Genomic DNA, 24,801 nt, shown 5'->3' with positions numbered 1-24,801 from the left:
GCGTGACGGGCGTGAGGCGGCGAACCCGTGGGGCACGGGTTTCCGGTACGCAGCCTGGCAGGAGGGACGTGTGGCGGCCCGTGGGGAATGGTGCAGCCTGCGCGTGACAAGGCAGCGCACTACAGGGTGTGGGGGGGCGGACGCCGGCTTGGAGCCACACCGGGGTGGAGAGCGCCGCGCTGGCGCAACTCCGCTGTTCAGAAAGGTGGGGACGGGTCAGTTCACCATCACCAGCTTGCCCATGACGCCGCGCGAACCCATGTGGGCATAGGCGGCCTTGAGCTCGGCCATGGGCATGGTGCGGTCGATGACGGGCTTGATCTTGCCCTGGCCATACCACTGGGCCAGTTCGCCCATCATGGCGGCATTGGCCTTGGGTTCGCGCTTGGCAAAGTCGCCCCAGAACACGCCGACGATGCTGGCACCCTTGAGCAGGGCCAGGTTGAAGGGCAGTGCGGGAATGGGGCCGGAGGCAAAGCCCACCACCAGGTAACGCCCACGCCAGGCAATGGAGCGGAAGGCTGGCTCGGCAAAGTCACCGCCCACGGGGTCGTAGATCACGTCCGGCCCCTTGCCGCCGGTGAGCTCCTTGAGGGCGTCGCGCAGATTGGCGGTGGCGTAGTTGATGGTTTCATCCGCACCGATCTTCTTGCACAGCGCGCACTTTTCGTCGGTGGAGGCGGCGGCAATCACCCTGGCGCCCATGGCCTTGGCAATCTGGATGGCCGAGGTGCCCACGCCGCCGGCAGCGCCCAGCACCAGCACGGTCTCGCCGGCCTTGAGCTGGGCACGGTCCACCAGCGCGTGGTAGGAGGTGGCGTAGATCATGATGAAGGCGGCCGCGTCCACGAACGGGAAGCCCGCTGGCAGCGGCATGCACAGGGCAGCCGGTGCCAGCGTGTGGGTGCCAAAGCCGCCGGTGCCGGAGAGGCAGGCCACGTTCTGGCCGACCTGGAGGTGGGTGACGCCTTCGCCTACGGCCTCGATGACGCCAGCGTACTCCGAGCCCGGCACAAAGGGCAGGGGCGGCTTCATCTGGTACTTGTTCTGCACGATCAGGATGTCGGGGAAGTTCAGGCTCGCGGCCTTGATGGCGATCAGCACCTCACCGGCCTTGGGCTGGGGCGTGGGCAGTTCTTTCCAGGTCAGGGCGTCAACGCCGATGGGGTTCTCACAAAGCCAGGCATGCATGGGGAAGTCTCCAAAAAAGGTGGACGCATCATAGGGCCATGGTGCGGTCAAAATTGTCTCTGGCGTGACCCGCCCGGCACGACCAAGGGTTTGCCCTGCCACCTACAATGGCACGCTATTCCCCGAGATTATGAAAATCCTTATTTCCAACGACGACGGTTACCAGGCCCCCGGTCTTGCGGCACTGTATGAAGCCCTGAAAGAGGTGGCCGAGGTTGAGGTGATTGCTCCCGAACACAACAACAGTGCCAAATCCAACGCGCTGACCCTCCATTCGCCGCTGTACGTGACCCGGGCGACCAACGGATTCCGGTTTGTGAACGGCACTCCGGCCGACTGCGTGCACATCGCCCTGACCGGTCTGCTGGACTACCGGCCGGATCTGGTGATTTCGGGCATCAACAATGGCGCCAACATGGGCGATGACACCATTTACTCCGGTACCGTGGGCGCGGCCATGGAAGGCTACCTGTTCGGAGTTCCGGCCATTGCGTTCTCGCAGGTGGAGAAAGACTGGCACCACGTGGACGCCGCTGCCCGCAAGGCGCGGGACCTGGTGTTGGCCATGGCCCAGCAGCAACTGATCACCCACACGCCCTGGTTGCTCAATGTGAATATTCCCAATTTGCCGTATGAGCAGATTGGCAGCATGAAGCTGTGCCGCCTGGGCCGGCGCCACTCGGCCGAGAAGGTCATCCAGCAGGTCAGCCCCCGGGGGGAAACCATGTACTGGATCGGCGCGGCCGGCCCCGTGAAGGACGATGCCGACGGCACCGATTTCCATGCCACCGCCCAGGGTCACATCGCCATGACACCGCTCAAGGTGGACCTGACCGACCATGACAACCTGCAGTACTGGGCCCAGTCCGCTTCGCGCCTGGCTGCCAGCCTGCAAACGGCCAAGCCATGAAGCAGCGCCCCTCTTTTCCGGCGCGGCTGGACGTGACGCTGGCCAAGAACCGGCCCAGCCCGCACGGCGCGCCATTGGCTGGCCAGACCAGCGTGGCCAAAGCCCCGGTGTCCGGCCTCCAAGGCGCCAAGCCTGCGTCCCTGGCGGCCGTGCCGCATGGCGTGGGCATGGACTCCAGCGCGGTGCGCCTGCGCATGGTGCAGAAGCTTGCCGCCCAGGGCGTGACCGACCCGCAGGTGCTGATGGCCATGGGCACCGTCGAGCGCCACCGTTTTGTGGACAGCGCCCTGGTCAACCAGGCCTACGAGGACACCAGCCTGCCCATCGGGCTGGGGCAGACCATTTCCAAGCCCGGGGTGGTCTCGCGCATGGCCGAGTTGCTGCGCAACGGCCAGACCGGCAAGCTGGGCCGTGTGCTGGAGATCGGCACCGGCTGTGGTTACCAGGCCGCCGTGCTGAGCCTGCTGGCCAGCGAGGTCTACAGCATCGAGCGCCTGCGCGGCCTGCACGACAAGGCGCGCGAGAACCTGCGCCACTTGCGTCTGTCCAATCTGCACCTGTTGTTCGGCGACGGCATGGCGGGCTACGCCAAGGGCGCACCGTATGCGGCCATCATTGCCGCGGCCGGGGGCGAGGCCGTGCCGCAGGCCTGGGTGGATCAGCTGGCCATGGGGGGACGCCTGGTGGCCCCGGTGGTCGCGGCAGGGGCGCCGGGCGGGACCCAGGCGTTGCTGGTGTTGGACAAGACGCCGCAGGGCATCCGCCAGACCCTTCTGGAGGCAGTGCATTTTGTCCCTCTAAAATCAGGCGTTGCTTGAAGGAAGTGCTTATGTTCGGGTTTATGCGTGGGGGTTTCTGGTTGGTGTTGGCTGCTGTGGGCGTGCTGCTGTCTGGCTGCGGCTCCAAACCGCTCAATCGTGCGCCGGTGGAAGACCGGGGTTCCGCTGCCAACCGGGTGGGCATGGACGGGCGCACGGCCGCCGTCAAGCAGCCACCAGGCTTCGAGAACGCAGGCAAGGCGGGCTATTACACCGTCAAGCCGGGTGACACCATGATCCACATCGGTCTGGAGGCCGGGCAGAGTCACAAGGATATTGCCCGCTGGAATAACTTGGAGAATCCCAATCGCATCGAAGTCGGCCAGGTCTTGCGGGTGGTCCCGCCGGTCATCCACGAGACTGCGGTTGCCAAGCCCGTGGCGTCAGCGGCTGTGACACCCACGCCGATTTCGGCCGGGCCCGCCAAGCCAGCCTCGGCGCCGGCTTCTGCAGCCAGTGCGGCACCAGTGGCTGCGCCGGCCCCGGCTCCCGCATCGGCACCGACACCCGTTGCAGGCTCGGGCAGCGACGACGACCTGGGCCTGATCTGGCCGGGCCGCGGGGCGATTCTTGCGGGCTACGACGAAGTGAAGAACAAGGGACTGGACATTGGCGGTGCTGCCGGTGACCCGGTGCTGGCCGCCGCCGAAGGCCGCGTGGTGTATGCCGGCGCTGGCCTGCGGGGCTATGGCAACCTGGTCATCCTTAAGCACAACAACACCTTCCTGACCGCCTATGCCCACAACCAGACCTTGCTGGTCAAGGAAGACCAGACGGTCAAGAAGGGGCAGAAGATCGCGGAGATGGGCAACAGCGATGCCGACCGGGTGAAGCTGCACTTTGAGGTGCGCCGGCAGGGCAAACCGGTGGACCCGGCCAAATACCTGCCCGCCCGGTAAGGTACTTGACTGGCCCGGTGTGGATTCCAAAATGGGGTCCACTGTTTGCGTTGTACGTGTTTTTGCGATGAAAATGGGGTGACGGCTACGGTGGTTTGATGCGGTGTGTTGGGGTGTGTGAAAGGACTGCTCATGTTGAGGCTGAGTCAGATAGTCAGACGCTACAGAACGCATGGCTTGGCCGCGCTGGTCTCCGCTTTGGTCCTGGCCGGTTGCGCCGCGCTCAATCAGCTGGCATGGGCCTGGCCCAGCGATGGCCCCGTTATCGCTGTATTTGACGAGTCCAGGAACAAGGGCCTGGATTTTGGCGGCACGGCCGGTGACCCGGTACGGGCGGCAGCCGATGGCCGCGTGGTGTATGCCGGTTCCAGCCTGCGGGGCTACGGCAACATGGTCATCCTCAAGCATGACAACACCTATCTGAGTGCCTACGCCCACAACCGTTCTCTGCTGGTGAAGGAAGACCAGCTCGTTCGCCGGGGGCAGAAAATTGCTGAAATGGGCAGCAGCGAGTCCGACCGGGTCAAGCTGCATTTTGAGGTGCGCATGAAGGGCAAGCCGGTTGATCCGGCCCCGTATCTGCCGGCCCGGTAGCGGAGAGCACCATGAAGAAACCCCGCACACCTGGTCCTGCTGCCTGTGCTGCTGCTTTCCCGGCGGCGGGGGATGTGCCGACGCACACCGACGCCCTTGCGCCGCACGCCAACAGTGCCCCCGTGGCAATCGACGCGGTCGCGTTGCACGCACTGGACGCCCTGACCCACAGCGAGCCGTCGGCGGACTCCGCGCAGGACGAGTCGGTGGACGCCCTGGCCTTGTACTTGCGCGGCGTCCGGCGGACCGAACTCTTCACGCCTGAGCAGGAGTTTGAAGTTGCCACACGCGCCCGGGCGGGCGACTTCGAGGCGCGCCAGAGCATGATCGAGCACAACCTGCGTCTGGTCGTGAGCATCGCCAAGGGCTATATGGGGCGCGGCGTTCCCATGGCCGACCTGATCGAAGAGGGCAACCTGGGCCTGATGCACGCCATCGACAAGTTCGAACCCGAGCGGGGTTTCCGGTTTTCCACCTACGCCACCTGGTGGATACGCCAGTCGGTGGACCGCGCGCTCATGTACCAGGGGCGGGCGGTGCGGTTGCCGGTCAACGTGGTGCGGGAAGTCCAGCACGTGATGCGGGCGCGGCGCATGCTGGAGAACGATGCCGCGCTTGTCGCCCGGCGGCCTGAAGGCATCCGGGTGGAAGATATTGCCGCGCTGCTGGGGCAGGAAACCAGCCATGTGGCGGATCTGCTTTCCATGGCCGAGTCGCCCCGCTCGCTGGACGCTGCGCTGGACAGCACCGGCGACGAGCATTCACTGGGTGACACGCTGGTGGACGAACTGGCGCTGGCCCCCGAAGACATCACCCAGTCGCACGAGGTTGACCGCTTGCTGCAGGACTGGGTGGGCGCTCTGACGGAACGCGAGCGCGAGGTGCTGGAGGGGCGCTTCGGCCTGCATGACCGGGAGCCGGAAACCCTGGATGTGCTCAGCATCCGCCTGGGGCTGACCCGCGAGCGGGTGCGGCAGGTGCAAAACGAGGCGCTGTTCAAGCTCAAACGCCACCTGACGCGCAACGGCATTACCCGCGAATCGCTGATCTGACGCCGGGGTGGCGCCGGTGTGATGCCGCTGCCGCGCAAGGGCGGCGCCGTACCTGAGACAATTGCGGGTATGACAGAACCCATTTCGACTGAAAAAAACCTGCCCGAGGGCTGGCTCCAGGTGAAATCCCTGGACCTGGAAGCCCAGGGCGTTGCCCACAAGCCCGATGGCAAAGTGGTGTTCATTGATGGTGCGCTGCCTTTCGAGGTGGTGAGCGCCCAGATTCACCGTACCAAGAGCAGCTTTGAGAAGGGCACGCTGACCGAGATCCATGTGGAATCCTCGCAACGCGTGCGCCCGGCCTGCCCGCATTTCGGCCTGCACGAAGGCGCCTGCGGCGGCTGCAAGATGCAGCATCTGCACATTGGCGCCCAGGTAGCGGTGAAACAGCGCGTGCTGGAAGACAACCTGTGGCATATCGGCAAGGTCAGGCCGGACAACATCCTGCGCGCCATTGAAGGACCTGCCTGGGGCTACCGTTACCGGGCCCGCCTGTCGGTGCGCCATGTGCGCAAGAAGGGCGCGGTGCTGGTGGGCTTCCACGAGCGCAAGAGCCGCTATGTGGCCGACATGAAGGAGTGCCACGTGCTGGCACCGCACGTGGGCGCCATGCTGATGCCCCTGCGCTCGCTGATCGCCTCGCTGGACGCCGTGGAGGCGTGCCCGCAAATCGAGCTGGCCGTGGGGGACATGGGCGGCGCCGACGTGACGGCCCTGGTGTTGCGCCACCTGGAGCCGCTGGGCGACGCGGACCTGCAGCGTTTGCGCGCGTTCGCGCAGGCGCACCCCGGCGTGCAGTGGTGGCTGCAGCCCAAGGGGTTGGACACCGTGCACCGGATGGACGAATTGCCGGGCCACACCACCGGGCAGCTGGCTTACGCCTTGCCCGAGTTTGGCATCACCATGCCGTTTCGCCCGACCGACTTCACCCAGGTCAACCCGCACATCAACCGCGTCCTGGTGTCCCGGGCACTGGGTCTGCTGGCCGTGGGCAAGCAGGAACGGGTGATTGACTGGTTCTGTGGCCTGGGCAACTTCACGCTGCCGCTGGCCACGCAGGCGCGCGCGGTGCTGGGCGTGGAGGGGGCGGAGGCGCTGGTCGCTCGCTCCCGCGAGAATTACGCCTTCAATCAGGCTGCAAGCCGCCATTTACCTGCGCTGGCAGCTACTGAATTTGTAGCGCGCAACCTGTTTGAAATGACGCCCGAAGTGCTGGCCGGAGATGGTGCTGCCGACAAATGGCTGGTGGACCCGCCGCGCGAGGGCGCCTACGCCCTGGTGCAGGCCCTGGCGGCATTGCGCCAGCGCATCAAAGACGGTGTGGCCAGTGGGGCGGAGCGCGCCTGGACGGCGCCCCGGCGCATTGTCTACGTGAGCTGCAACCCCGCCACGCTGGCACGTGACGCCGGGGTGCTGGTGGAGGCGGGGTACCGCTGCGCATCCGCCGGGGTGGTCAACATGTTCCCGCACACCGCGCACGTGGAAAGCATGGCGGTGTTTGAGTTGCAGGACTGACGCCCGGCAGTGCCCCGACCCGCTGCGCCGGGGCGCAGGCGGGTTACTCCTGTGTTTTTTCCTCGGCTTTGGATTTGGCCTCGGTCACCACCTCTTCGGTCGGCTCCGGGGGCTTCTTGCCGACCGGCACGATGCCTTCGATCTTGTTGTCGCGCATGTACTGGTCCATCTCCTTCCAGCCGGCAAAGACGGCGGCCTTGGAGGCCTTCTCGTTGAGCGCGTAGCAGTCTTCCAGGCTGCGCAGGCCGTGCCGGCAGGCGCTGCCGATGGCTCGGGCGTCGGCCTCGCGCTGGGCCTCCCTGGGGTCGGCCATCAGGCTGGCCAGGTCGCAACCGGCCAGCAACAGGGTCAAGGCGAAGAGGGTGAGGCGTGCGATCATGGGGCGGCAGTGGTGGGTGTCTGGGTTCTATATCGGCAAATTGTGCCGGGTATTGAGCGGGCGGTGCGCCGCGCAGGCAAAGAAAAAGGCCCGAATGGGCCTTTTTCGCGGAGCGGGGCGGGGTGTTCGCTCGGGGCGATCACTCGCGCTCGCCGCCAAAGATGCCCAGCAGGGCCAGCAGGCTCTGGAACACGTTGATGATGTCCAGGTACAGGGCCAGGGTGGCGCTGATGTAGTTGGTCTCGCCGCCGTCCACGATGCGCTTGAGGTCATACAGCATGTAGGCACTGAAGATGCCGATGCTGATCATGGACAGCACGATCATGCCGGTAGTCGACCCGACAAAGGCGTTGATCAGGCCGCCGATCACCAGCATGATCAGGCCGACGAACAGGAACTTGCCCATGCCCGACAGTTCACGCTTGATCACGCTGGACAGCGCGGCCATGCCCATAAACACACCAGCGGTGCCGGCAAACGCCGTCATGATCAGTTGCGGGCCGTTGCGGAAACCCAGGGTCGCCTGGATCATGGGCGAGAGCATCAGGCCCATGAAGAAGGTGAAGCCCAGCAGCATGGGCACGCCGGCGGCGGAATTCTTGGTCTTCTCGATGCCGTAGATGAAGCCAAAGGCCACGCCCATGAACAGGATCATCCCCAGCCAGCCACGGAACAGCGCGGCCAGCCCCAGTTCAACGCCCAGCCAAGCCCCCAGCACGGTGGGCAGCAGGCTCAGCGCCAGCAGTCCGTAGGTGTTGCGCAAAACCCGGTTGCGCTGTTCGCTGGAAGCCAGATAGCCAAGATCCAGAGAGGTCATTCGGTTGTCCATGGTGTAACTCCTTCAATTACTGCCCGCAGCAGGTGGGGCCATTCTAGGGCTTATCAAGACCCTGCCGCGCCCGGGGCTGCCGCCAGACGTTATGCTTGCGCCCCGCAACCATAACAGAGACATTTGCCATGAAAACAAAAGCCATTCTCGAATTTTCCGACGTCCGGGCGATCGCCGCCGCTGCCGAAGCCGAAGCGGTCAAGAACCACTGGGCGGCCAGCATTGCCATCGTGGACGACGGCGGCCATCTGCTGTGGTTCCAGCGGCTGGACGGCGCGGCGCCCATTTCGGCCCACATCGCCCAGAGCAAGGCCCGCACCTCGGCCCTGGGCCGGCGCGACAGCAAAATTTATGAAGACATGATCAACGGTGGACGCGCTTCGTTCCTGAGCGCACCCATGCTTGAAGGCATGCTCGAAGGCGCCGTGCCCATCCTCAAGGACGGCCAGTGCCTCGGGGCCGTGGGTGTGAGCGGTGTCAAGTCCAGCGAAGACGCGCAAATCGCCAAGGCCGGCGTGGCCGCTGTGGCGTAACGGCGCACAGATTCACTCACTTTTTGATAGCTGCCTGCGCAGGACCTGTGCGGTCTGTAGGCCGTTTTGTGCCTATTTTGTCAGGATGAGCTTGCCCTGGCGGGTGGCTTGCAGGCGGTAGCGCTGGCCGTTGTGCTCGATCTCGACGGCCTGGCGCGCACCCAGCAAGTCGGCGGAGTGCAGCACGGCATCGCCGGTGTCCGTACCCGGGCCCTTGGCGTCGGTGACGGGTGGCGCACCGGGTGGCGTTGCACCCGGATGGCGCGAAAGGGAAAGCGGGCGTTGCACGGTCAATCCGGTCAGTGGCCACTTGCGGCCGCCTGCGGCTCGGTAATGAAGCCGATCTTGCGCAGGCCCGCCTGCTGGGCTGCCGCCATGGCCTGCGCCACAAATTCGTAGCGTGCGGCCTTGTCACCCCGGATGTGCAGGTCGGGTTGCGGGTTCTTGCCCGCCTCCGCCTGCAGCAGGGCGGGCAGTTCGGCCTGCGTCACCCGGTTCTGGTTCCAGAAATAGCCGCCCTGGGCGTCCACGCTGAGCTGGATGGTCTCGGGCTTGGCGCTCACCGGCTGGCTGGTGGCGCTGGGCAGCTCCACGTTGACGGCGTTTTTCATCACCGGCACGGTGATGATGAAGATGATGAGCAGCACCAGCATCACGTCCACCAGGGGCGTCATGTTGATCTCGTTCATGACCTCGGAGTCGGTGTCGGCCGACGTGTCGTGCATACCAAATGCCATGGGGTCTCTCCTTCAGGTTTTCTTCATGGCGACGATTTTTCCATCGGCCGCCGCGTTGCCCACCCGGGCACCCGTCAGGAAGTAGGCGTGCAGGTCGTGTGCAAAGCGGTTGAGGCGGGTCAGGATGGCCTTGTTGCCCCGCACCAGGGCGTTGTAGCCCAGCACCGCGGGAATGGCCACTGCCAGCCCCAGCGCCGTCATGATGAGCGACTCACCGATGGGCCCGGCCACCTTGTCGATGCTGGCCTGCCCCGAGGCGCCGATGGCCATGAGCGCGTGGTAGATGCCCCAGACCGTGCCGAACAGCCCGACAAAGGGCGCAGTGGAACCCACTGACGCGAGGATGGCCAGGCCCGACTGGAAGCGCGCCGTGCTGTCGTCGATGGCGTTGCGCAGGCAGCGGCTGATCCACTCGCTGGTGTCCAGCGTGTCGTGCAACTGGGTCTTGGCGTTGCGGTGGTGCGCCGTGGCCTCGCGTCCGGCGAGCGCCAGTTGCACAAACGGGTTGCCGTCCTGCGGGCCCAGCCGGGTCAGACCGCTGTCGAAGTCTTCGCTGTGCCAGAACGCCTCGGTGCGCTGGCCCGCGCCCTGGTATTTGAAGATATCCAGCGCCTTGGTCAGGATGACGATCCACGAGGCCAGCGACATCAGCAGCAGCATCAGGGCGACTGATTTGGTCACCCAGTCGCCCTGGGTCCAGAGGCTCAAAAGTCCGAGTTGCGAATCCATAACTACTCCACTAAAAATTCAGATTGGGTTATTCAAGAACAAAATTGAACGGCACGTTGAACCACATGGCTTCGGGCACGCCGGCGCGCTTGCCGGGCAGGTAGCGCCAGCGCAGCGCGGTGGCCAGGGCGGACTGGTCCAGGCGGTCAAACCCGCTGGACTGCTTGATTTCAGCTTTCTGCGCCGTGCCGTCGGTGCCGATGAAGACCCGCACCACCACCTTGCCCTGTTCGCCCAGGCGCTTGCTCAGGGGCGGGTAGGGCGGCTTGGGGTTGTGCAGGTAGTCGGCGTCACTGGAGGGCAGGTCCACCCGCGAGGCGCTGCCGGTCGGGCTGCCGGCCGGAAACGGGGTGACGGTGCCCGTGGCGCCTGCGTTGGCCGGCGCCGTGGTGGTGGCCACGGTCACCGGTGCGGTGCTGGCGGGGGCCGGTTCCACTGTGGCTTGTGGCGTGGGGGCCGCCACCGGCGCGGGGGCCTTGACCGGTGCCGGCGGCCTGGGCGCCGCGGGGGCAGGGCTGGGTGCCCGGGGTGCCACGGTGGGGGGCACTGTGGCGGGCGCGCTGGGGGCCGTGATTTCCACCAGGATTTCTGCCGGCACCAGCAATTCGGTCACGCGGCGCAGCAGCCCGGTTTGCAGCGCCCACAGCGCACCGATGTGCAACAGCACGACGCCAGCGACGATGGAGAGAGTGCGGTTCATGCGGACAGATGGGTGTGAAAAGGCGGGAAAAAAGACCACATAGTGTAGAAGCTGGCGGCGTGTTGCCCCGCGGGGCTTACGGGCGGCAAATCCACCAGGCTGATCCCACGGCCAGAAGCAGGCTGGTGCCCAGGGTTGATAGCAGGTTCATGGAGATCCTTGTGGAACAGGTTGGAGCAGGTTCATGCCGTGGGGTCATCAGAATTGGACGTTCAGTGTGACTTGCACATTGCGCCCCGCGCCCGGCACGTAGAACGCGGTGTACAGGGCGTCGGCGTAGAGGACGTTGGTCACGTTGGTGATGTTGCCCTTGAGTACGTAACGCTCGCTGAAGCGGTATTCGGTCATGAGGTCCAGCGTGGCGTAGGCGGGTGCCATGAAGCCGGGGTTGCGGTTGGGGGCCTGTTCGCTGCGGAAGTTGATGCCGCCCCCCACGCGCCAGGCGGAGTCGAGCTGGTAGGTGCTCCACACGGTGCCGCTGTGGACCGGGGTCAGCGACGGGCGTTCACCCGCGCGCTCGCCGGCGGTCGCCGTGGGCGCGGCCACGTCGATCATGGCGTCGGGCATCCACATGTAGGAACCGAACACTTCCCAACGGGGCGTCAGGCGGCCGCTGAGGTCGATTTCCAGCCCGCTGGTGTGGCGCTTGCCCGAGAGCAGCATGGCGGTGGCGGCGGAGTCGGGATCGGTGTTGCGTTCGTTGTACTTGGTGGACTGGAACACCGCCAGCCGGGTGCTGAAGCGCTTGTCGGCGCTGTCGAGCTTGGCGCCGAATTCGATGTTGCGGCTTTGCTCGGGGTCGGTGTTGGCGCTCAGGGCGCTGTAGGAGTAGGTGTCGGCCGAGGTGTTGAACGAGGTGCCGTAGGAAAAGTGGAACGAGCTGCGCGCGTCGGGCTGGTACAGCACGCCCCAGCGCTGGCTCCAGTCGGCAATGGTCTGGTTGTAGGAGGTGGTGATGGCGCCGCTGGCCGCGATGTTGTCGAAGTTGCCGCGCATGCGGTCAAACCGCAGGCCGCCCAGCAGCTTCCAGCTGGGGGCGATCTGCACCATGTCCTGGGCATACAGGCCCAGATTGTCGGCCACGAAGGCGCTGGAGACGCTGGTGGTGCGGGCGCCCTCGTCGATCCATGCCCCGTCGTCGGGCGTGCCCACCGTGGTGTTCGGCTTGGTGGCGGCGCTGACGCGGTAGACGTTTTTGGCTTCCCGTGCGAGGTCGATGCCTGCCAGTACCTCATGCTTTAGGCCCAGCGCGGAGAACTGGGTGCTGTAGTCGCTTTGGGCGTAGGTGGCGTCCAGGTCCTGGACTTTGGGGTTGTTGCCACGGGTGAGCACCGTGGCATCGGAGAAGTTGTCCAGTCCGGTGCCGGCGGCCAGCCGGATGGCGCTGGCCCGCAGGTCCCGGGTGTACAGGCCCTTGCGCAGCGTGGTCTTGAGCGTGCTGTCGTCTTGGAAGCGGTGCGTGTGGCTGGCCGTGACGTAGTTGGCGGTGCCCTTATTGTAGTCGCTGGCCATGCCGTAGTAGGCGCTGGGGTCCAGGCGGTTGTTGAGCGTGCTGGACGACGTGGGGGCGGCGGACGTGGGTTTGATCCACGGCATGCCGTAGTTGATGCCATTGTTGTTTTCTAGCGTGTACACACTGAGGGTGACGTCGTCTGCCGTGTCGATGCCAAAGCGGTAGGCTGCGGCCAGACCCCGTTTGTCCACGCGGCTGCCCGCGCCATTATTGTCGGCCCGGGTGGCCATCGCGTTGATGCGCAGCGCGGCGTCTTCGCTGGTCTGGAGGATGAAGTCGCCGGTGACGCGGCGGTAGTTGTAGCTCCCCAGGGTGGTGGAGATCTCGCTGACGTCCTCGGTGCGGGGTTGCTTGCTGACCTGGTTGACGGCGCCGCCGGTGGAGCCCCGGCCAAACAACATGGACGCCGAGCCGCGCAGCAATTCGATGCGGTCGTTGGCAAAGGTGTCGCGTTCGTAGAAGGCCGGGTCGCGCATGCCATCCACAAAGATGTCGCCCGTGGTGGCCAGCGAGAAGCCGCGCAGGCGGATGTCCTCCTCACCGCCCTCGGAGGCCTGGAAGGTGACGCCGGCGGTGTTGTGCAGCACCTCCTTGAGGGTGTCCAGATTGCGGTCATCCACGAGGCGCTCGGTCACCACGGTGATGGACTGGGGAATGTCGCGCAGCTGCTGATTGCCCTTGCCGATGGCGGTTTGGGTGGTGCGGTAGGCGTCTTTGCCGGTCGTTGCCTCGGCCCGTTCCGTGATGACCACGGTGGGCAGGGTGGGGGCCGGATCGCTGGCGTCTTGTGCCGCAGCGCCCAGGGGGGCCATGAACAGCATGGCGCTGATCGGCAACAGCGTGCTCGGCGCTATCGGTTTTGTAGCTGCTTGCGCAGATTTGACGGGGCCTGGGGGGCTATTTTGGGTGCAATTTCGGCGTGGTGGCATGGCGGCAGCGGCCCGGGTGGGGCGTTGTTTGGCTGGCTATGGCACGGCGCTGAAGCGGTACGTGGCGTGGCTGGCTGTTGTGGAAATGGACAGCGCCTATTTTATATACAAATGCGAATCATTCCTATTAAAAATAAAAATGACCTTGCCGCAAGCATGGTGCGCCGCTTGGCGCACCGCGTCGGGGGTTAATACACCAGCCGCTCCGGGTGGATTTCCTGCAGGATGGTGGTGGCGATCTCTTCGATCGACTTGGTGGTGGTGGACAGCCAGCGGATGCCGGTGCGCCGCATCATGGCCTCGGCCTCGCTGACTTCGTGGCGGCAGTTCTCCAAGGAGGCGTATTTGGAGTTGGGGCGGCGTTCGTTGCGAATCTCGCTCAATCGCTCGGGCTGGATGGTGAGGCCGAAGATCTTCCCCTTGTGCGGCACCAGGGCGGGGGGGAGTTGCCGGCGGTCAAAGTCTTCCGGAATCAGCGGGTAGTTGGCGGCCTTGAGGCCATATTGCATGGCCAGGTACAGCGAGGTCGGCGTCTTGCCACTGCGGCTGACCCCCACCAGGATGACATCGGATTGCTCCAGATCGCGGTTCATCTGGCCGTCGTCGTGGGCCAGCGAGAAGTTGATGGCTTCGATGCGGTTCTGGTATTCCTTGCTCTTGCTGGCATCGCTGAAGCGGCCAATGCGGTGGCTGGATTTGAGGTTGAACTCCTTTTCCAGCGGGTGCACAAAGGTGCCGAACATGTCCAGCAGCATGCCCTGGCATCCGTCCTGTATGACCTTGAGCACCTCCATGTTGACCAGGGTCGTGAACACAATGGGCCGGTAGCCGTCCACCACGCCAGTATGGTTGATCTGGCGCACCGCCTGGTGTGCCTTGTCCACGGTGTCGCAAAACGGCAGGCGGACGTGGCGCGCCTTGGTCTCGAACTGGGCGAGGATGGCGTTGCCGAATGTCTCGGCGGTGATTCCGGTGCCGTCGGAGACAAAAAATACGGTGCGGTGGGTCATGGTGGGGCAGGGTTGGAGTGTCAGAGTAGTGCAAGTGGGGATCGACGGTGTGGTTGGTGACCCCGTGGGGCGACCCCTACAATGTCTGCAATTTAGCGCATTTTTTGCATTTCCCGGATTTAACCAGAACAACGACAGACAACGGGAAATGGCGGCTGCAGGCGGGTCTGGTGCCGGCTTGAGGGCTGCAAAACGGTTTTAACTTCCGGAGCTTAGCAATGTCGAAACTTTTCAGCCCGACCGATTTGGTCGTACCTTTTGAAAACCTGCGCATGACCGATGTCGAGTCGGTCGGCGGCAAGAACGCCAGCCTGGGGGAGATGATCTCCCACCTGCCCACCGGCGTCAAAGTGCCCACCGGGTTCGCCACCACGGCCCACGCCTTCCGCGAATTCCTGAAATTCGGCGGCCTGACCGAAAAGATCAGTGCCAAGCTGGCGGCGCTGGACGTGGAGGACGTGCGCGCCCTGGCCCAGGTCGGTGCCGAAATCCGGGCGCTGGTCGAAGTCCAGCCGTTTCCGCCCGAGCTGGAAAAAGGCATTCGTGAGGCCTTTGCCACCCTCAGCGCCGGCAATGCCGATGCCACCTTTGCCGTGCGCTCGTCCGCGACGGCCGAAGACCTGCCCGATGCCTCCTTCGCTGGCCAGCAGGAAACCTTCCTGAACGTGCATGGCATCGAGGACATCCTGCGCAAGATCCGCGAGGTGTTTGCCTCCTTGTACAACGACCGCGCCATCAGCTACCGCGTGCATAAGGGCTTTGCCCATGACGTGGTGGCCTTGAGCGCTGGTATCCAGCGCATGGTGCGCTCCGATCTGGGCGCTGCGGGGGTGATGTTCACCATCGATACCGAGTCCGGTTTTTCGGAGGTGGTTTTTATCACCTCCAGCTACGGTCTGGGCGAAACCGTGGTGCAGGGCGCCGTCAACCCGGACGAGTTCTATGTGCACAAGCCCATGCTCAAGGCGGGCAAGCGTGCCGTCATCCGCCGCAACCTGGGCTCCAAGCTGCTGCAGATGGTGTTTACCACCCCGGAAGAAAAAGCCCAGGGCGGCAAGCTCATCAAAACCACCGATGTGCCACCCGAGTTGCGCAACCGCTATTCGCTCACCGACGCTGATGTGGAGCAACTGGCCCACTACGCCCTGGTGATCGAGCAGCACTATGGCCGCCCCATGGATATTGAATGGGGCAAGGACGGCGTGGACGGCCAGCTCTACATCCTGCAGGCGCGCCCTGAAACGGTGAAGAGCCAGGCCGGCAACCAGGCCGAGTTCCGCTACAAGCTCAAGGAGTCGGGTTCGGTGCTGGTCGAAGGCCGGGCCATTGGTCAGAAGATCGGTACGGGCCCGGTGCGCATCGTGCACAACATCAGTGAGATGGACAAGGTGCAGGCTGGCGACATCCTGGTGACCGACATGACGGACCCCAACTGGGAACCGGTCATGAAGCGCGCGGCCGCCATCGTGACCAACCGCGGTGGGCGCACCTGCCACGCCGCCATCATTGCCCGTGAACTGGGCATTCCGGCGGTCGTGGGGTGTGGCCACGCGACCGACGCCCTGAAGGATGGCATGCTGGTGACGGTGAGCTGTGCCCAGGGTGATACCGGCTTCATCTATGACGGTCTGCTGGAAACCGAAGTGACCGAAGTGCAGCGCGGCACCATGCCCGCGAGCCCGGTCAAGATCATGATGAACGTGGGCAACCCCCAACTGGCATTTGATTTCTGCCAGTTGCCCAACGAGGGTGTGGGCCTGGCCCGCCTGGAATTCATCATCAACAACAACATTGGCGTGCACCCCAAGGCCATCCTGGACTACCCGAACATCGACGCCGATCTGAAAAAGGCGGTTGAATCGGTGGCGCGTGGCCATGCTTCGCCGCGTGCCTTTTATGTCGACAAAGTGGCGGAAGGGGTTGCCACCATTGCGGCCGCCTTCTGGCCCAAGCCCGTCATCGTGCGCCTGTCGGACTTCAAGAGCAACGAGTACCGCAAGCTGATCGGCGGCAGCCGTTACGAGCCGGAAGAAGAGAACCCCATGCTGGGTTTCCGCGGTGCTGCGCGTTATGTCAGCCACGAATTCGGCGAGGCCTTCGCCATGGAGTGCGAGGCGCTCAAGCGTGTGCGCAACGACATGGGCCTGAACAACGTGCAGGTCATGGTGCCCTTTGTGCGTACCCTGGGGCAGGCCCAGCGCGTGACCGAACTGCTGGCCCGCCACGGCCTCAAGCGGGGCGAGAACGAACTCAAGCTGGTGATGATGTGCGAGATTCCCAGCAATGCCATCCTGGCAGACCAGTTCCTGGAGTACTTTGATGGCTTCTCGATTGGCTCCAACGACCTGACCCAGCTCACGCTGGGCCTGGACCGGGATTCGGGGCTGGAGTTGCTGGCGGCGGATTTCGATGAACGCGACCCTGCCGTCAAGGCGCTGATCAGTCTGGCCATAGCCGCCTGCAAGCGGCAGGGGAAATACATTGGTATTTGCGGCCAGGGGCCCAGTGACCACCCCGATTTTGCGCAATGGCTGGTGAACGAGGGGATTGTGTCGATTTCCCTCAATCCCGACTCTGTCATTTCTACCTGGCAGCAGCTCGCCGCCAAATGACGGTGCCGGCAGTCGCGCGCTTTGGGGCTCTGCATGCAGGGCTTCTGGCGCTGTGGTTTGCCGTGTCGTTTGGTGTGGTCTTTTTTGCCCATGACCTCCAGTTCGTGGTGGCGAACTGGCCGGTCGGGTTCTGGTTTGCGGCCCAGGGTTCGGTGGTGGTTTTCATCGCCATCGTGTTCCTGTTCGCTTGGCTTGCCAATCGGCGTGAGGGGCCTGAACCGGGGTTTGATGCCAGGGCTTATGCCCTGTACAAGCGCAAGCTGCATCGGCGGTTTGCCCTGTATGTTGCGGGCCTGCTGGCGTTTCTGTTGCTTTTGGCAGTGGCCGAGCGCTGGGGGATGTCCAAGGTCTGGGTAGCCGGCATCTTTCTTTCGGCAACCCTGGTTTTGTATGCCGTCATTGGGGTGTACGGCCGCACCGCGGACGCGGCCGAATACTACGTTGCCGGCCGGCGCATTCCAGGGATGTACAACGGCATGGCTACCGCGGCGGACTGGATGAGTGCGGCCTCCTTCATCAGCCTGGCGGGCGGGCTGTATCTGCAGGGTTTTTCCGGCACCGACGCCCAGTCCGGAGGGTTGGCGTATGTTCTGGGGTGGACAGGCGGGTTTTGCCTGGTCGCACTGCTGGTTGCGCCCTATCTACGGCGCATGAACCTGTATACGGTGCCCGACTTCTTCGCGGTGCGTTTTGGCGGGCGCTGGCCCCGCATGATTGCCGCATTGGCCGCGGTCTTGTGCTCCTTTACCTATGTGGTGGCGCAAATCTATGGCGTGGGGCTCATTACCTCCCGGCTGATCGGGGTTCACTTTGAGATTGGCATTTTGCTGGGGTTGGGCGGCGTATTGGTGTGTTCGTTTTTGGGCGGCATGCGGGCGGTCACCTGGACGCAGGTCACGCAGTACGTTGTCATCATTCTGGCGTTTTTGATTCCGGTTTCCTGGTTGTCCTACAAGCAGATCGGGAACCCGCTGGCGCCTTTCGCCTACGGCCAACAGTTGCAGAAAATCGCTGCCATGGAGCTGGAGTTGGTGAATTCGCCAGCGGAGCGGCAGGTGACGGATGAATTCGCCCGGCGGGCCCGTGTTTACGAACAAAAGCTGCAGGATGTGGATGAGGCCCTGCAGACCGAGCGGCAGGGTTTGCGTGATCAACTCCGCGCCATGGGAGGCATGAAAGCCGACGACGACCGTGCGATGCTGTTGCGCCGCGAGCTCGCCGCCGTGCCCAAGGACGCTGCTGCCGCCCGCGAGCTCTGGTCCCGGGAATTGACCGAAAACCTGGAGCGGGCCAAGCCTCTGGGAGGCATGCCTTCGCATACGACGCCGTTTGCAGGGGATCCTGTGGGCTCGGCGCAAGAGCGGGAAACGTTTCAGACCTCCCGGCTGAACTTTCTGGCCCTGATGTTTTGCCTGATGGTGGGTACGGTTGGTCTGCCCCATTTGCTGACACGCTATTACGCCACGCCGACGGTGGCCGAAGCCCGCAGCTCGGTGGCGTGGTCCCTGTTTTTCATAGCCTTGCTGTACCTGTCGGCGCCGGCGTTGGCCGTGCTGGTCAAATACGAGGTGATGGCGCATCTGGTGGGGCAGCCGTTTGACCAGTTGCCGTCCTGGGTGGCGCAGTGGGCACGGGATGCAACGCTGTTGACGGTATCCGATGTCAATGGCGATCGCGTCCTGCAGTTCGCTGAGTTGAAGTTCGGGGCCGATCTGGTGATGCTGGCCAGTCCCGAAATCGGGGGGCTGCCTTACGTGGTTTCGGCGCTGGTGGCGGCTGGCGGATTGGCCGCGGCGTTGTCCACGGCCGATGGCCTGCTGCTGACCATCGGCAATGCGTTGGCCCACGATGTGTATTTTGAGGGGGATAGCGACAAGGCCCAGGCCATGCGGCGGGTGATGTGGTCCAAGTTTGCCCTGCTCGTGGTCGCACTGGTTGCGGCGTATGTGGCGGCGCAGCGGCCAGCGGGCATTCTGTACCTGGTTTCGGCGTCGTTTTCACTGGCCGGCTCCGCTTTTGTCCCGGCGATGGTGCTCGGAATCTTCTGGCAGGGCGCTACCCGATCGGGCGCCGTGGCGGGCATGCTGGCCGGTCTGGGCATCACGATCTACTACATGGCTATCAATATACCGGCCGTGCGGGCCGCGCTCGGGCTGGCGGGTGACGGGCTATGGTGGGGTATCCAGCCTGTATCGGCAGGGGTTTTCGGCGTCACGGCCGGATTCGCCATGACGGTGCTAGTGAGCCTGTTGGCCCGCCCGGAAAAGCCGCTAGCCGCACATAGCCAGCTTGGGCTATAATGGCAGGCTTCGCCTTGCTGCACCTCAATTAGACGCTGAGGGCAGCTTTTCTTACCCGAAGAGTTTTGAAAATCGGGATATCCAAAAGGAGTATCAATGCGTCACTATGAAATCATTCTCATGATCCATCCGGATCAGAGCGAGCAAGTTCCAGCCATGCTGGAGCGTTACAAGGGCATGATCACCGCTGGCGGTGGCAAGGTGCACCGCGTGGAAGACTGGGGCCGTCGCCAGCTGGTCTACATGATCAACAAGCTCGCCAAAGCCCACTATTTGTGCGTCAACATTGAAGCCGACCAGGCTGTGATGTCGGAACTGGAACACGCGTTCAAGTTCAACGATGCCGTTCTGCGTCACCTGACCGTGTTGAAGAAAAAGGCCGAAACTGGTCCTTCTTCCATGATGAAGTCGGTCGAGCGCGAAGATGCGCGCAAGACCCAACAGGCTGAGTACCAGGGTTAAGACGGCATTTTTGCCGACGGAGAGTGCCTGCCAACACGCTTGTCTTGAGTGCGTGCATTGCAGAGGCTGAGGCCCTGCGTTACACGCCAGCCGGATTGCCCGCCCTGAATCTGCGACTCGAACACGAGTCCGAGGTTCTGGAGGCAGGACAGAGCAGACAGGTGAAGGCGGCGGTGAAGGCGGTGGCCTTTGGAACGCTGGCGGAGCGGCTTGTTCAACAAGCCATCGGCAGTGTCTGGAGGTTCAGCGGTTTTCTGGCTACTCCCCGGAACGGCAAATACGTTGTGTTTCACATTCAAGAGTTTTCGCAAGATTAATTTTTTCAGGAGGCCCTCATGGCCACGTTCAAAAAATTCAACAAAGACAAGCGCCCCAAGCGCCCCGCACAAAATCTGCTGTTCAAGCGCAAGCGCTTCTGCCGCTTCACGGTGACCGGCGTCGAAGAGATCGACTACAAGGACATCGACACGCTGCGCGATTTCATTGCTGAAAACGGAAAGATCATTCCCGCACGCCTGACCGGCACCCGCGCCATTTTCCAGCGCCAGCTCAACACCGCTATCAAGCGTGCGCGTTTCCTCGCCATGCTGCCGTACAGCGACCAGCACAAGATCTAAGGAGTCCGACCATGCAAATCATTCTGCTCGACAAGGTCGTGAACCTGGGTGGCCTCGGCGATATCGTCAAGGTCAAGGACGGCTATGCCCGCAATTTCCTGATTCCCTCGGGCCGCGCTCGCCGCGCTACCGAAGCTGCCAAGGCGGAGTTTGAAGCCAAGCGTGCGGAGCTCGAAAAAGCTGCTGCTGCAAAATTGGCCGAATGCCAGGCGCTGGGCGAAAAGCTGGGTGGCACGACCATCAAGCTGACGCAAAAAGCCGGTGTGGACGGTCGTTTGTTCGGCTCCGTGACCAACTCCGACATCGCGGAAGAACTGGTCAAGAACGGTTACAAGGTGGCCAAGGCCCAGATCCGCATGCCCAATGGTCCGATCAAGACCGTGAGCGACAGCACGGTCAGCGTGGCTTTGCATACCGACGTGGTGGTGGATATCACTGTTTCCGTGTACGGCGAAACAGCCTGATCGGATATGGACGCCGGAGCCTGTTCAGGCTCTGGCCGAAATGACGCGAAAGCCGCCAGGGCCTGTCCCTTGCGGCTTTTGTATTTGTGGCACAGGTTATCCCGTGATTTCCACAACTTGCCCACATGTTGTACCGGATTTATGCCCAGTCTTTCCCTCGACACCGCCGGGCAAGCCGCGTAGCATGCAGCGCAGTGCCGCACCATCTTCCATCGAGCTATTAATCCACCATGTCCGCCGTATTTTCCGCCGTAGACGAATACGGTCAAGACCGTCAAATTGCCCAGCTGCGTGTTCCGCCGCACTCCATTGAAGGCGAGTCCAGCGTGCTTGGCGGCTTGCTGCTCGATAACGACGCCTGGGACCGCGTGGGAGACATTCTTGTCGACAGTGATTTCTACCGTTATGAGCACCGCCTGATCTATGCGGCCATTGGTTCGCTGGTCAACGCCAGCAAGCCGGCCGATGTGATCACCGTGTTTGAGCACATGCAGAGCCAGGGTCGGGCCGAGGAGATTGGTGGCCTGGCGTACCTCAATTCGCTGGCCCAGTACGTGCCCAGTGCCAGCAATATCCGCCGGTATGCCGAGATCGTGCGAGACCGCTCCATCTTGCGCAAGCTGGTCAGCGCCAGTGACGAGATTGCCACCAATGCCTTCAATCCCCAAGGTCGGGCGGTCTCAGAGATCGTGGATGAGTCCGAGCAAAAGATATTCAATATTGGTGAGCAGGGCAAACGGAACAAGCAGGGCTTTCAGGCCATGGACTCGCTGGTCGTCAAGCTGCTTGACCGCGTACAGGAGATGGCCGACAACCCCAACGACGTGACGGGGGTACCCACCGGTTTCTATGACCTGGACCGCATGACGGCTGGCCTGCAGGCCGGTGACCTGATTGTGCTGGCCGCCCGTCCATCCATGGGCAAGACCGCACTGGCCATCAATATTGCCGAACATGTAGCCCTGAACGAGGGGTTGCCGGTGGCGGTGTTCTCCATGGAAATGGGCGCGGCCCAACTGGCGGTGCGTATCGTGGGCTCCATCGGACGGATTGACCAGGGCCATCTGCGCACGGGCAAGCTGACCGATGACGAATGGCCGCGCCTGTCGGAGGCGATCGAGAAACTGCGCACCATTTCCCTGCACATCGACGAGAGTGCCGGTTTGAACTCCAGCGAACTGCGTGCCAATGCGCGGCGTTTGTCCCGTCAGTGCGGACAACTGGGGCTGATTGTGGTCGACTACCTGCAGCTCATGAGTGGCACTAGCAGTGACGGCGAGAACCGCGCCACCGAGTTGGGAGAAATTTCCCGGGGCTTAAAAATGCTGGCCCGTGAGTTGAAGTGCCCGGTGATCGCGTTGTCCCAGCTCAACCGCAGTGTGGAACAGCGCCCCGACAAACGGCCGATGATGAGTGACTTGCGTGAATCCGGCGCCATCGAACAGGATGCCGACATCATCATGTTCATCTACCGTGACGAGTACTACACCAAGGACGCCTGCAAGGAACCGGGCGTGGCCGAGGTCATCATCGCCAAACAGCGTAATGGCCCCACTGGCACTGTGAAACTGGCTTTCCTGAACCGGATCACCAAGTTCGAGAGCCTCGCCAGCAGCGGCGGGGACTACTAAGCCTTATTCTCCGGCCGCCCTGGTGTGCGGGCTGGAGTTTCTTCGTGGGCACATGCGCTGCCAACAGCCCACGCGCGCCTTCCTGCGTCGCACACATCTTGTGCATTTCTCGTTTCGGCTTTCGTCAATGGAGCAGGATTTGGCATATCCCGTTTCGCTCCGGCGATAGGTGTCGGGAAAATTGATTATTCGCAACTGCGTGGGGTGCGAGTTGGAGATTAATACCTCTCAGGCAGAACAAATTGTTACTTGTTTTAACGGCAGGTTCAGTTTTTCAGCTCGACGGCGTGGTCGCTGATCGGGGTTCTGCTATTGGTTCAGTTGCCTGTGCAAGGTGGCTGGTGGGTTGACCTAACTGGAGAGTAAATATGAAACAGCTGTATCTCGCAACGCGCCAATTTCTGCGTGACGAAGAGGGTGTAACCGCCATTGAATATGGCCTCATTGCGGCCCTGATTGCGGTGGCGGTGATTGCCACGGTGTATCTCGTCGGGCAGGAACTGAACAACACGTTTATCAAGATCAAGACCTGTTTGACAACGCCTGCAAATTGCGGCACTTGATGTCACAAGTGGCTTGAGCCAATGCGTCGGTGGTGGGGCACGCAGGTGCCTTCCCCACCGGGCGTGTTGGAGGAGATTCGTTGCACATTGCGGTGCAGGGGTTGTCGCACTTTAACCAAGGGTCACCATGAAGCACTTTGCTCTGGTTGTTCGGAAATTTCTTGAAGATGACCGGGGGTTGACGGCTCTCGAATACGGTTTGATTGCCGCCGTGCTGGTCATTGCGGTCATTGTCACGGTGACCCTGGTGGCGCAACAGGTCGACGCAACGTACGTGAATGTCAAGAACTGCGTTCTAAGTCCTTCCACCTGCAAGTAGTGGTTTCTATGATTCCCGCGCTCACCCCGGCAAGCTGGCAACTGTGGTGCTTTGCCACATTGGCACTGGTCATGCTGATGGCCATCGAGGCGGACCATCGCGAGCGCCGCATTCCCAATGTTCTGGTGGTGTTCACGATTGCGGCAGGTGTTGCCTTGCATGTCCTGGGGCCGGCCAACGAGCGGGCGGGCCTGTTCGACACGTTCCCGGGTGCCTTGGGTGCCGGTCAGGCCTTGCTGGGCATCGTGGTCGGCTTGCTTGTCTTTTTACCTTTTTATTTCTTTGGAGCCATGGGCGCGGGTGACGTCAAGTTCATGGCTGCATTGGGTGCCTTTACGGGGCCTTGGGACGCCATTGGTCTGGCTTTGACCATTCTGGTCGCCGGAGGCGTGTTGGCCCTTGCACGCATGTTGATGAAACGCAATTCTCGCGTGGTGCTCGGCAATGTAATGGTCTTACTGGGCAGCTGGGGGCGGGGAGGGTCGCAGGTTTTCAACCCCGCGACCCAGTCGGCGGATCGGATGCCGTATGCGTTTGCCTTTGCCCTGGGGCTTGTCGTGTACGGTTATGCACGACTTTCCGGCATTGGGGCATTTTAGGGCGCTGTTTTTTTGAATTTGAACAAGGAAGGTGAACAATGAAAAACACTCGGGCAATTGCCATGATATTGCTTTCCTTGCTGGCGGGAGCGGTCGCGGTCTGGCTGGCAGCACAGTGGGTGGGACAGCGAGCCAGCGAAAGCACCACCCTGGTTGTGGCGACCAGCACGGACCTGGATCCCGGGACGGTGTTGGGTGCAGAAATGCTGCAGATCGTCGCATGGCCTTCCAAATCCGTGCCGCCTGGCGCCTTCAACGAGGCCAAGAAGCTGGACGGACGGGTGGCCGTGGAACGGATTCTCAAGGGCGAAGCCGTTCTGGAAGGAAAGCTCGCGCCGGTGGGTGCCATGGGGGGGTTGTCGTCCGCCATTCAGAGCGGCAAACGCGCCATCAGTGTTCAGGTCAACGAGATTGCGGGCGTAGCGGGCTACATCCGGCCGGGTAGCTTGGTGGACGTCATGGTCAATACCCGGGAAGACCGGGACAAGGCCATTTCAAAAATCGTGCTCGAAAAAATCCTGGTGCTGGCGGTCGCGCAGGATGACAAGCGCGACCAGACCAAACCCCGGGTCGTCAGCGCCGTTACGCTGGAAGTCGATCCCGAGCAGGCTGAGAAAATTGACCTGGCACGCAACATCGGGACCTTGTCTCTGGTACTCCGCAACCCGCTGGACCGGGCAGGCACCGTGACCTCCGGTGCCCGTCGGGATGATTTGATGAGCACAGCAGCCGACACGGCGGGTGCTGCCGGATCTGCCCAGCCCTCTGCATCCAAGGCTTCGGCCCCACGCGCATCTTCACGCCCCAAGACGACGGGCACCGGTCGTGCAAGCGGCGGGAAAACCGGGACTCCCGAAGTTATCCGGGGTGTGCAGAAAGCCAACTCTGATTTTTGA

At 63.0% G+C, this 24,801-nt stretch carries 26 protein-coding genes and 1 pseudogene; 18 read left to right on the top strand and 9 right to left on the bottom strand.

Annotated elements, in window-relative coordinates; all coding sequences use genetic code 11:
* Positions 1 to 216: 216 nt before the first annotated feature.
* A complete protein-coding gene (locus AC1Q5W_RS06245; protein ID WP_492643276.1) occupies positions 217 to 1,191 on the bottom strand; it encodes an NADPH:quinone oxidoreductase family protein in 975 nt (324 codons plus the stop codon).
* Between the two features lie 130 nt (positions 1,192 to 1,321).
* On the opposite strand from AC1Q5W_RS06245, the gene surE reads away from it, so the two are divergent.
* From surE to rlmD, 6 genes and pseudogenes are all read left to right on the top strand, one after another.
* Positions 1,322 to 2,101 carry a 5'/3'-nucleotidase SurE gene (gene surE / locus AC1Q5W_RS06240; protein WP_492643275.1) on the top strand — a complete coding sequence of 260 codons (780 nt, stop codon included), beginning with the start codon at positions 1,322 to 1,324 and terminating at the stop codon, positions 2,099 to 2,101.
* Positions 2,098 to 2,919 carry a protein-L-isoaspartate(D-aspartate) O-methyltransferase gene (locus tag AC1Q5W_RS06235; RefSeq protein ID WP_492643274.1) on the top strand — a complete coding sequence of 274 codons (822 nt, stop codon included), beginning with the start codon at positions 2,098 to 2,100 and terminating at the stop codon, positions 2,917 to 2,919. The genes surE and AC1Q5W_RS06235 overlap by 4 nt, the downstream gene beginning before the upstream one ends.
* Positions 2,920 to 2,930: 11 nt before the next feature.
* Positions 2,931 to 3,818 carry a peptidoglycan DD-metalloendopeptidase family protein gene (locus tag AC1Q5W_RS06230; RefSeq protein ID WP_492643273.1) on the top strand — a complete coding sequence of 296 codons (888 nt, stop codon included), beginning with the start codon at positions 2,931 to 2,933 and terminating at the stop codon, positions 3,816 to 3,818.
* Between the two features lie 240 nt (positions 3,819 to 4,058).
* Positions 4,059 to 4,412, top strand: a pseudogene (locus AC1Q5W_RS06225) (peptidoglycan DD-metalloendopeptidase family protein); the annotation flags it as partial.
* Positions 4,413 to 4,423: 11 nt separating this feature from the next.
* On the top strand, positions 4,424 to 5,464 hold the full coding sequence (locus AC1Q5W_RS06220; protein WP_492643272.1) for a sigma-70 family RNA polymerase sigma factor: 1,041 nt from the start codon (positions 4,424 to 4,426) through the stop codon (positions 5,462 to 5,464).
* 69 nt (positions 5,465 to 5,533) lie between these two features.
* Complete coding sequence (gene rlmD, locus AC1Q5W_RS06215; RefSeq protein ID WP_492643271.1) at positions 5,534 to 6,979, top strand: 23S rRNA (uracil(1939)-C(5))-methyltransferase RlmD; 1,446 nt, start codon at positions 5,534 to 5,536, stop codon at positions 6,977 to 6,979.
* Between the two features lie 43 nt (positions 6,980 to 7,022).
* Here rlmD and AC1Q5W_RS06210 read toward each other — a convergent pair whose 3' ends face one another.
* Both AC1Q5W_RS06210 and AC1Q5W_RS06205 read right to left on the bottom strand, forming a co-directional pair.
* Positions 7,023 to 7,358, bottom strand: coding sequence for a hypothetical protein (locus AC1Q5W_RS06210; protein WP_492643270.1), 336 nt, complete (start codon positions 7,356 to 7,358; stop codon positions 7,023 to 7,025).
* A 139-nt stretch (positions 7,359 to 7,497) separates the two neighbouring features.
* Positions 7,498 to 8,187, bottom strand: a complete 690-nt coding sequence (locus tag AC1Q5W_RS06205) for a Bax inhibitor-1 family protein (RefSeq protein ID WP_492643269.1) — start codon at positions 8,185 to 8,187, stop codon at positions 7,498 to 7,500.
* Positions 8,188 to 8,315: 128 nt separating this feature from the next.
* Between AC1Q5W_RS06205 and AC1Q5W_RS06200 the strand changes: the two genes are divergently transcribed.
* Complete coding sequence (locus AC1Q5W_RS06200) at positions 8,316 to 8,720, top strand: heme-binding protein (RefSeq protein ID WP_492643268.1); 405 nt, start codon at positions 8,316 to 8,318, stop codon at positions 8,718 to 8,720.
* Between the two features lie 72 nt (positions 8,721 to 8,792).
* Here the strand turns inward: AC1Q5W_RS06200 and hemP are convergent, their stop codons facing one another.
* The 6 genes from hemP to ppsR form a co-directional block, all read right to left on the bottom strand.
* Positions 8,793 to 9,008 carry a hemin uptake protein HemP gene (gene hemP / locus AC1Q5W_RS06195; RefSeq protein ID WP_492643267.1) on the bottom strand — a complete coding sequence of 72 codons (216 nt, stop codon included), beginning with the start codon at positions 9,006 to 9,008 and terminating at the stop codon, positions 8,793 to 8,795.
* Positions 9,009 to 9,019: 11 nt separating this feature from the next.
* A complete protein-coding gene (locus AC1Q5W_RS06190; protein WP_492643266.1) occupies positions 9,020 to 9,457 on the bottom strand; it encodes an ExbD/TolR family protein in 438 nt (145 codons plus the stop codon).
* A 12-nt stretch (positions 9,458 to 9,469) separates the two neighbouring features.
* Positions 9,470 to 10,186, bottom strand: coding sequence for a MotA/TolQ/ExbB proton channel family protein (locus AC1Q5W_RS06185; RefSeq protein WP_492643265.1), 717 nt, complete (start codon positions 10,184 to 10,186; stop codon positions 9,470 to 9,472).
* Between the two features lie 28 nt (positions 10,187 to 10,214).
* Positions 10,215 to 10,886, bottom strand: coding sequence for an energy transducer TonB (locus AC1Q5W_RS06180; RefSeq protein WP_492643264.1), 672 nt, complete (start codon positions 10,884 to 10,886; stop codon positions 10,215 to 10,217).
* A gap of 198 nt (positions 10,887 to 11,084) precedes the next feature.
* On the bottom strand, positions 11,085 to 13,235 hold the full coding sequence (locus tag AC1Q5W_RS06175) for a TonB-dependent receptor (protein WP_492643263.1): 2,151 nt from the start codon (positions 13,233 to 13,235) through the stop codon (positions 11,085 to 11,087).
* 281 nt (positions 13,236 to 13,516) lie between these two features.
* Positions 13,517 to 14,338, bottom strand: coding sequence for a posphoenolpyruvate synthetase regulatory kinase/phosphorylase PpsR (ppsR, locus tag AC1Q5W_RS06170; RefSeq protein WP_492643262.1), 822 nt, complete (start codon positions 14,336 to 14,338; stop codon positions 13,517 to 13,519).
* A 218-nt stretch (positions 14,339 to 14,556) separates the two neighbouring features.
* Between ppsR and ppsA the strand changes: the two genes are divergently transcribed.
* From ppsA to cpaB, 11 genes are all read left to right on the top strand, one after another.
* Positions 14,557 to 16,950 carry a phosphoenolpyruvate synthase gene (ppsA, locus tag AC1Q5W_RS06165; protein WP_492643261.1) on the top strand — a complete coding sequence of 798 codons (2,394 nt, stop codon included), beginning with the start codon at positions 14,557 to 14,559 and terminating at the stop codon, positions 16,948 to 16,950.
* Complete coding sequence (locus AC1Q5W_RS06160) at positions 16,947 to 19,250, top strand: VC_2705 family sodium/solute symporter (RefSeq protein ID WP_492643260.1); 2,304 nt, start codon at positions 16,947 to 16,949, stop codon at positions 19,248 to 19,250. Before ppsA ends, AC1Q5W_RS06160 begins: the two co-directional genes overlap by 4 nt.
* A gap of 96 nt (positions 19,251 to 19,346) precedes the next feature.
* Positions 19,347 to 19,712: a 30S ribosomal protein S6 gene (gene rpsF / locus AC1Q5W_RS06155; protein ID WP_492643259.1), complete on the top strand. Its 366-nt coding sequence runs from the start codon at positions 19,347 to 19,349 to the stop codon at positions 19,710 to 19,712.
* 23 nt (positions 19,713 to 19,735) lie between these two features.
* Positions 19,736 to 20,029: a primosomal replication protein N gene (gene priB, locus AC1Q5W_RS06150; RefSeq protein ID WP_492643258.1), complete on the top strand. Its 294-nt coding sequence runs from the start codon at positions 19,736 to 19,738 to the stop codon at positions 20,027 to 20,029.
* A gap of 18 nt (positions 20,030 to 20,047) precedes the next feature.
* A complete protein-coding gene (gene rpsR, locus AC1Q5W_RS06145) occupies positions 20,048 to 20,329 on the top strand; it encodes a 30S ribosomal protein S18 (RefSeq protein ID WP_142810912.1) in 282 nt (93 codons plus the stop codon).
* A gap of 11 nt (positions 20,330 to 20,340) precedes the next feature.
* Entirely contained in the window at positions 20,341 to 20,793 is a 453-nt protein-coding gene (gene rplI, locus AC1Q5W_RS06140; RefSeq protein WP_492643257.1) for a 50S ribosomal protein L9, read from the top strand.
* A 230-nt stretch (positions 20,794 to 21,023) separates the two neighbouring features.
* On the top strand, positions 21,024 to 22,424 hold the full coding sequence (gene dnaB, locus AC1Q5W_RS06135) for a replicative DNA helicase (protein WP_492643256.1): 1,401 nt from the start codon (positions 21,024 to 21,026) through the stop codon (positions 22,422 to 22,424).
* A gap of 368 nt (positions 22,425 to 22,792) precedes the next feature.
* Positions 22,793 to 22,987 (top strand): Flp family type IVb pilin, encoded by a 195-nt coding sequence (locus tag AC1Q5W_RS06130; RefSeq protein ID WP_492643255.1) that lies wholly within the window; start codon positions 22,793 to 22,795, stop codon positions 22,985 to 22,987.
* 127 nt (positions 22,988 to 23,114) lie between these two features.
* Positions 23,115 to 23,306, top strand: a complete 192-nt coding sequence (locus AC1Q5W_RS06125; protein ID WP_492643254.1) for a Flp family type IVb pilin — start codon at positions 23,115 to 23,117, stop codon at positions 23,304 to 23,306.
* 71 nt (positions 23,307 to 23,377) lie between these two features.
* Positions 23,378 to 23,905: an A24 family peptidase gene (locus AC1Q5W_RS06120; RefSeq protein ID WP_492643253.1), complete on the top strand. Its 528-nt coding sequence runs from the start codon at positions 23,378 to 23,380 to the stop codon at positions 23,903 to 23,905.
* A gap of 62 nt (positions 23,906 to 23,967) precedes the next feature.
* Positions 23,968 to 24,801 (top strand): Flp pilus assembly protein CpaB, encoded by an 834-nt coding sequence (cpaB, locus tag AC1Q5W_RS06115; protein WP_492643252.1) that lies wholly within the window; start codon positions 23,968 to 23,970, stop codon positions 24,799 to 24,801.

The organism is Rhodoferax sp. MLSD5-FHT05B10 (assembly GCF_058793415.1).
The sequence above is the reverse complement of the archived record's forward strand: the minus strand, read 5'-3'. Positions and strand labels throughout refer to the sequence as shown.

Bases quoted from the DNA above. Each gene is read 5' to 3' on its own strand.
- AC1Q5W_RS06245 (WP_492643276.1), bottom strand. From the start codon at position 1,191: ATGCATGCCTGGCTTTGTGAGAACCCCATCGGCGTTGACGCCCTGACC.
- surE (WP_492643275.1), top strand. From the start codon at position 1,322: ATGAAAATCCTTATTTCCAACGACGACGGTTACCAGGCCCCCGGTCTT.
- AC1Q5W_RS06235 (WP_492643274.1), top strand. From the start codon at position 2,098: ATGAAGCAGCGCCCCTCTTTTCCGGCGCGGCTGGACGTGACGCTGGCC.
- AC1Q5W_RS06230 (WP_492643273.1), top strand. From the start codon at position 2,931: ATGTTCGGGTTTATGCGTGGGGGTTTCTGGTTGGTGTTGGCTGCTGTG.
- AC1Q5W_RS06220 (WP_492643272.1), top strand. From the start codon at position 4,424: ATGAAGAAACCCCGCACACCTGGTCCTGCTGCCTGTGCTGCTGCTTTC.
- rlmD (WP_492643271.1), top strand. From the start codon at position 5,534: ATGACAGAACCCATTTCGACTGAAAAAAACCTGCCCGAGGGCTGGCTC.
- AC1Q5W_RS06210 (WP_492643270.1), bottom strand. From the start codon at position 7,358: ATGATCGCACGCCTCACCCTCTTCGCCTTGACCCTGTTGCTGGCCGGT.
- AC1Q5W_RS06205 (WP_492643269.1), bottom strand. From the start codon at position 8,187: ATGGACAACCGAATGACCTCTCTGGATCTTGGCTATCTGGCTTCCAGC.
- AC1Q5W_RS06200 (WP_492643268.1), top strand. From the start codon at position 8,316: ATGAAAACAAAAGCCATTCTCGAATTTTCCGACGTCCGGGCGATCGCC.
- AC1Q5W_RS06190 (WP_492643266.1), bottom strand. From the start codon at position 9,457: ATGGCATTTGGTATGCACGACACGTCGGCCGACACCGACTCCGAGGTC.
- AC1Q5W_RS06185 (WP_492643265.1), bottom strand. From the start codon at position 10,186: ATGGATTCGCAACTCGGACTTTTGAGCCTCTGGACCCAGGGCGACTGG.
- AC1Q5W_RS06180 (WP_492643264.1), bottom strand. From the start codon at position 10,886: ATGAACCGCACTCTCTCCATCGTCGCTGGCGTCGTGCTGTTGCACATC.
- ppsR (WP_492643262.1), bottom strand. From the start codon at position 14,338: ATGACCCACCGCACCGTATTTTTTGTCTCCGACGGCACCGGAATCACC.
- ppsA (WP_492643261.1), top strand. From the start codon at position 14,557: ATGTCGAAACTTTTCAGCCCGACCGATTTGGTCGTACCTTTTGAAAAC.
- AC1Q5W_RS06160 (WP_492643260.1), top strand. From the start codon at position 16,947: ATGACGGTGCCGGCAGTCGCGCGCTTTGGGGCTCTGCATGCAGGGCTT.
- rpsF (WP_492643259.1), top strand. From the start codon at position 19,347: ATGCGTCACTATGAAATCATTCTCATGATCCATCCGGATCAGAGCGAG.
- rpsR (WP_142810912.1), top strand. From the start codon at position 20,048: ATGGCCACGTTCAAAAAATTCAACAAAGACAAGCGCCCCAAGCGCCCC.
- rplI (WP_492643257.1), top strand. From the start codon at position 20,341: ATGCAAATCATTCTGCTCGACAAGGTCGTGAACCTGGGTGGCCTCGGC.
- dnaB (WP_492643256.1), top strand. From the start codon at position 21,024: ATGTCCGCCGTATTTTCCGCCGTAGACGAATACGGTCAAGACCGTCAA.
- AC1Q5W_RS06130 (WP_492643255.1), top strand. From the start codon at position 22,793: ATGAAACAGCTGTATCTCGCAACGCGCCAATTTCTGCGTGACGAAGAG.
- AC1Q5W_RS06125 (WP_492643254.1), top strand. From the start codon at position 23,115: ATGAAGCACTTTGCTCTGGTTGTTCGGAAATTTCTTGAAGATGACCGG.
- AC1Q5W_RS06120 (WP_492643253.1), top strand. From the start codon at position 23,378: ATGCTGATGGCCATCGAGGCGGACCATCGCGAGCGCCGCATTCCCAAT.
- cpaB (WP_492643252.1), top strand. From the start codon at position 23,968: ATGATATTGCTTTCCTTGCTGGCGGGAGCGGTCGCGGTCTGGCTGGCA.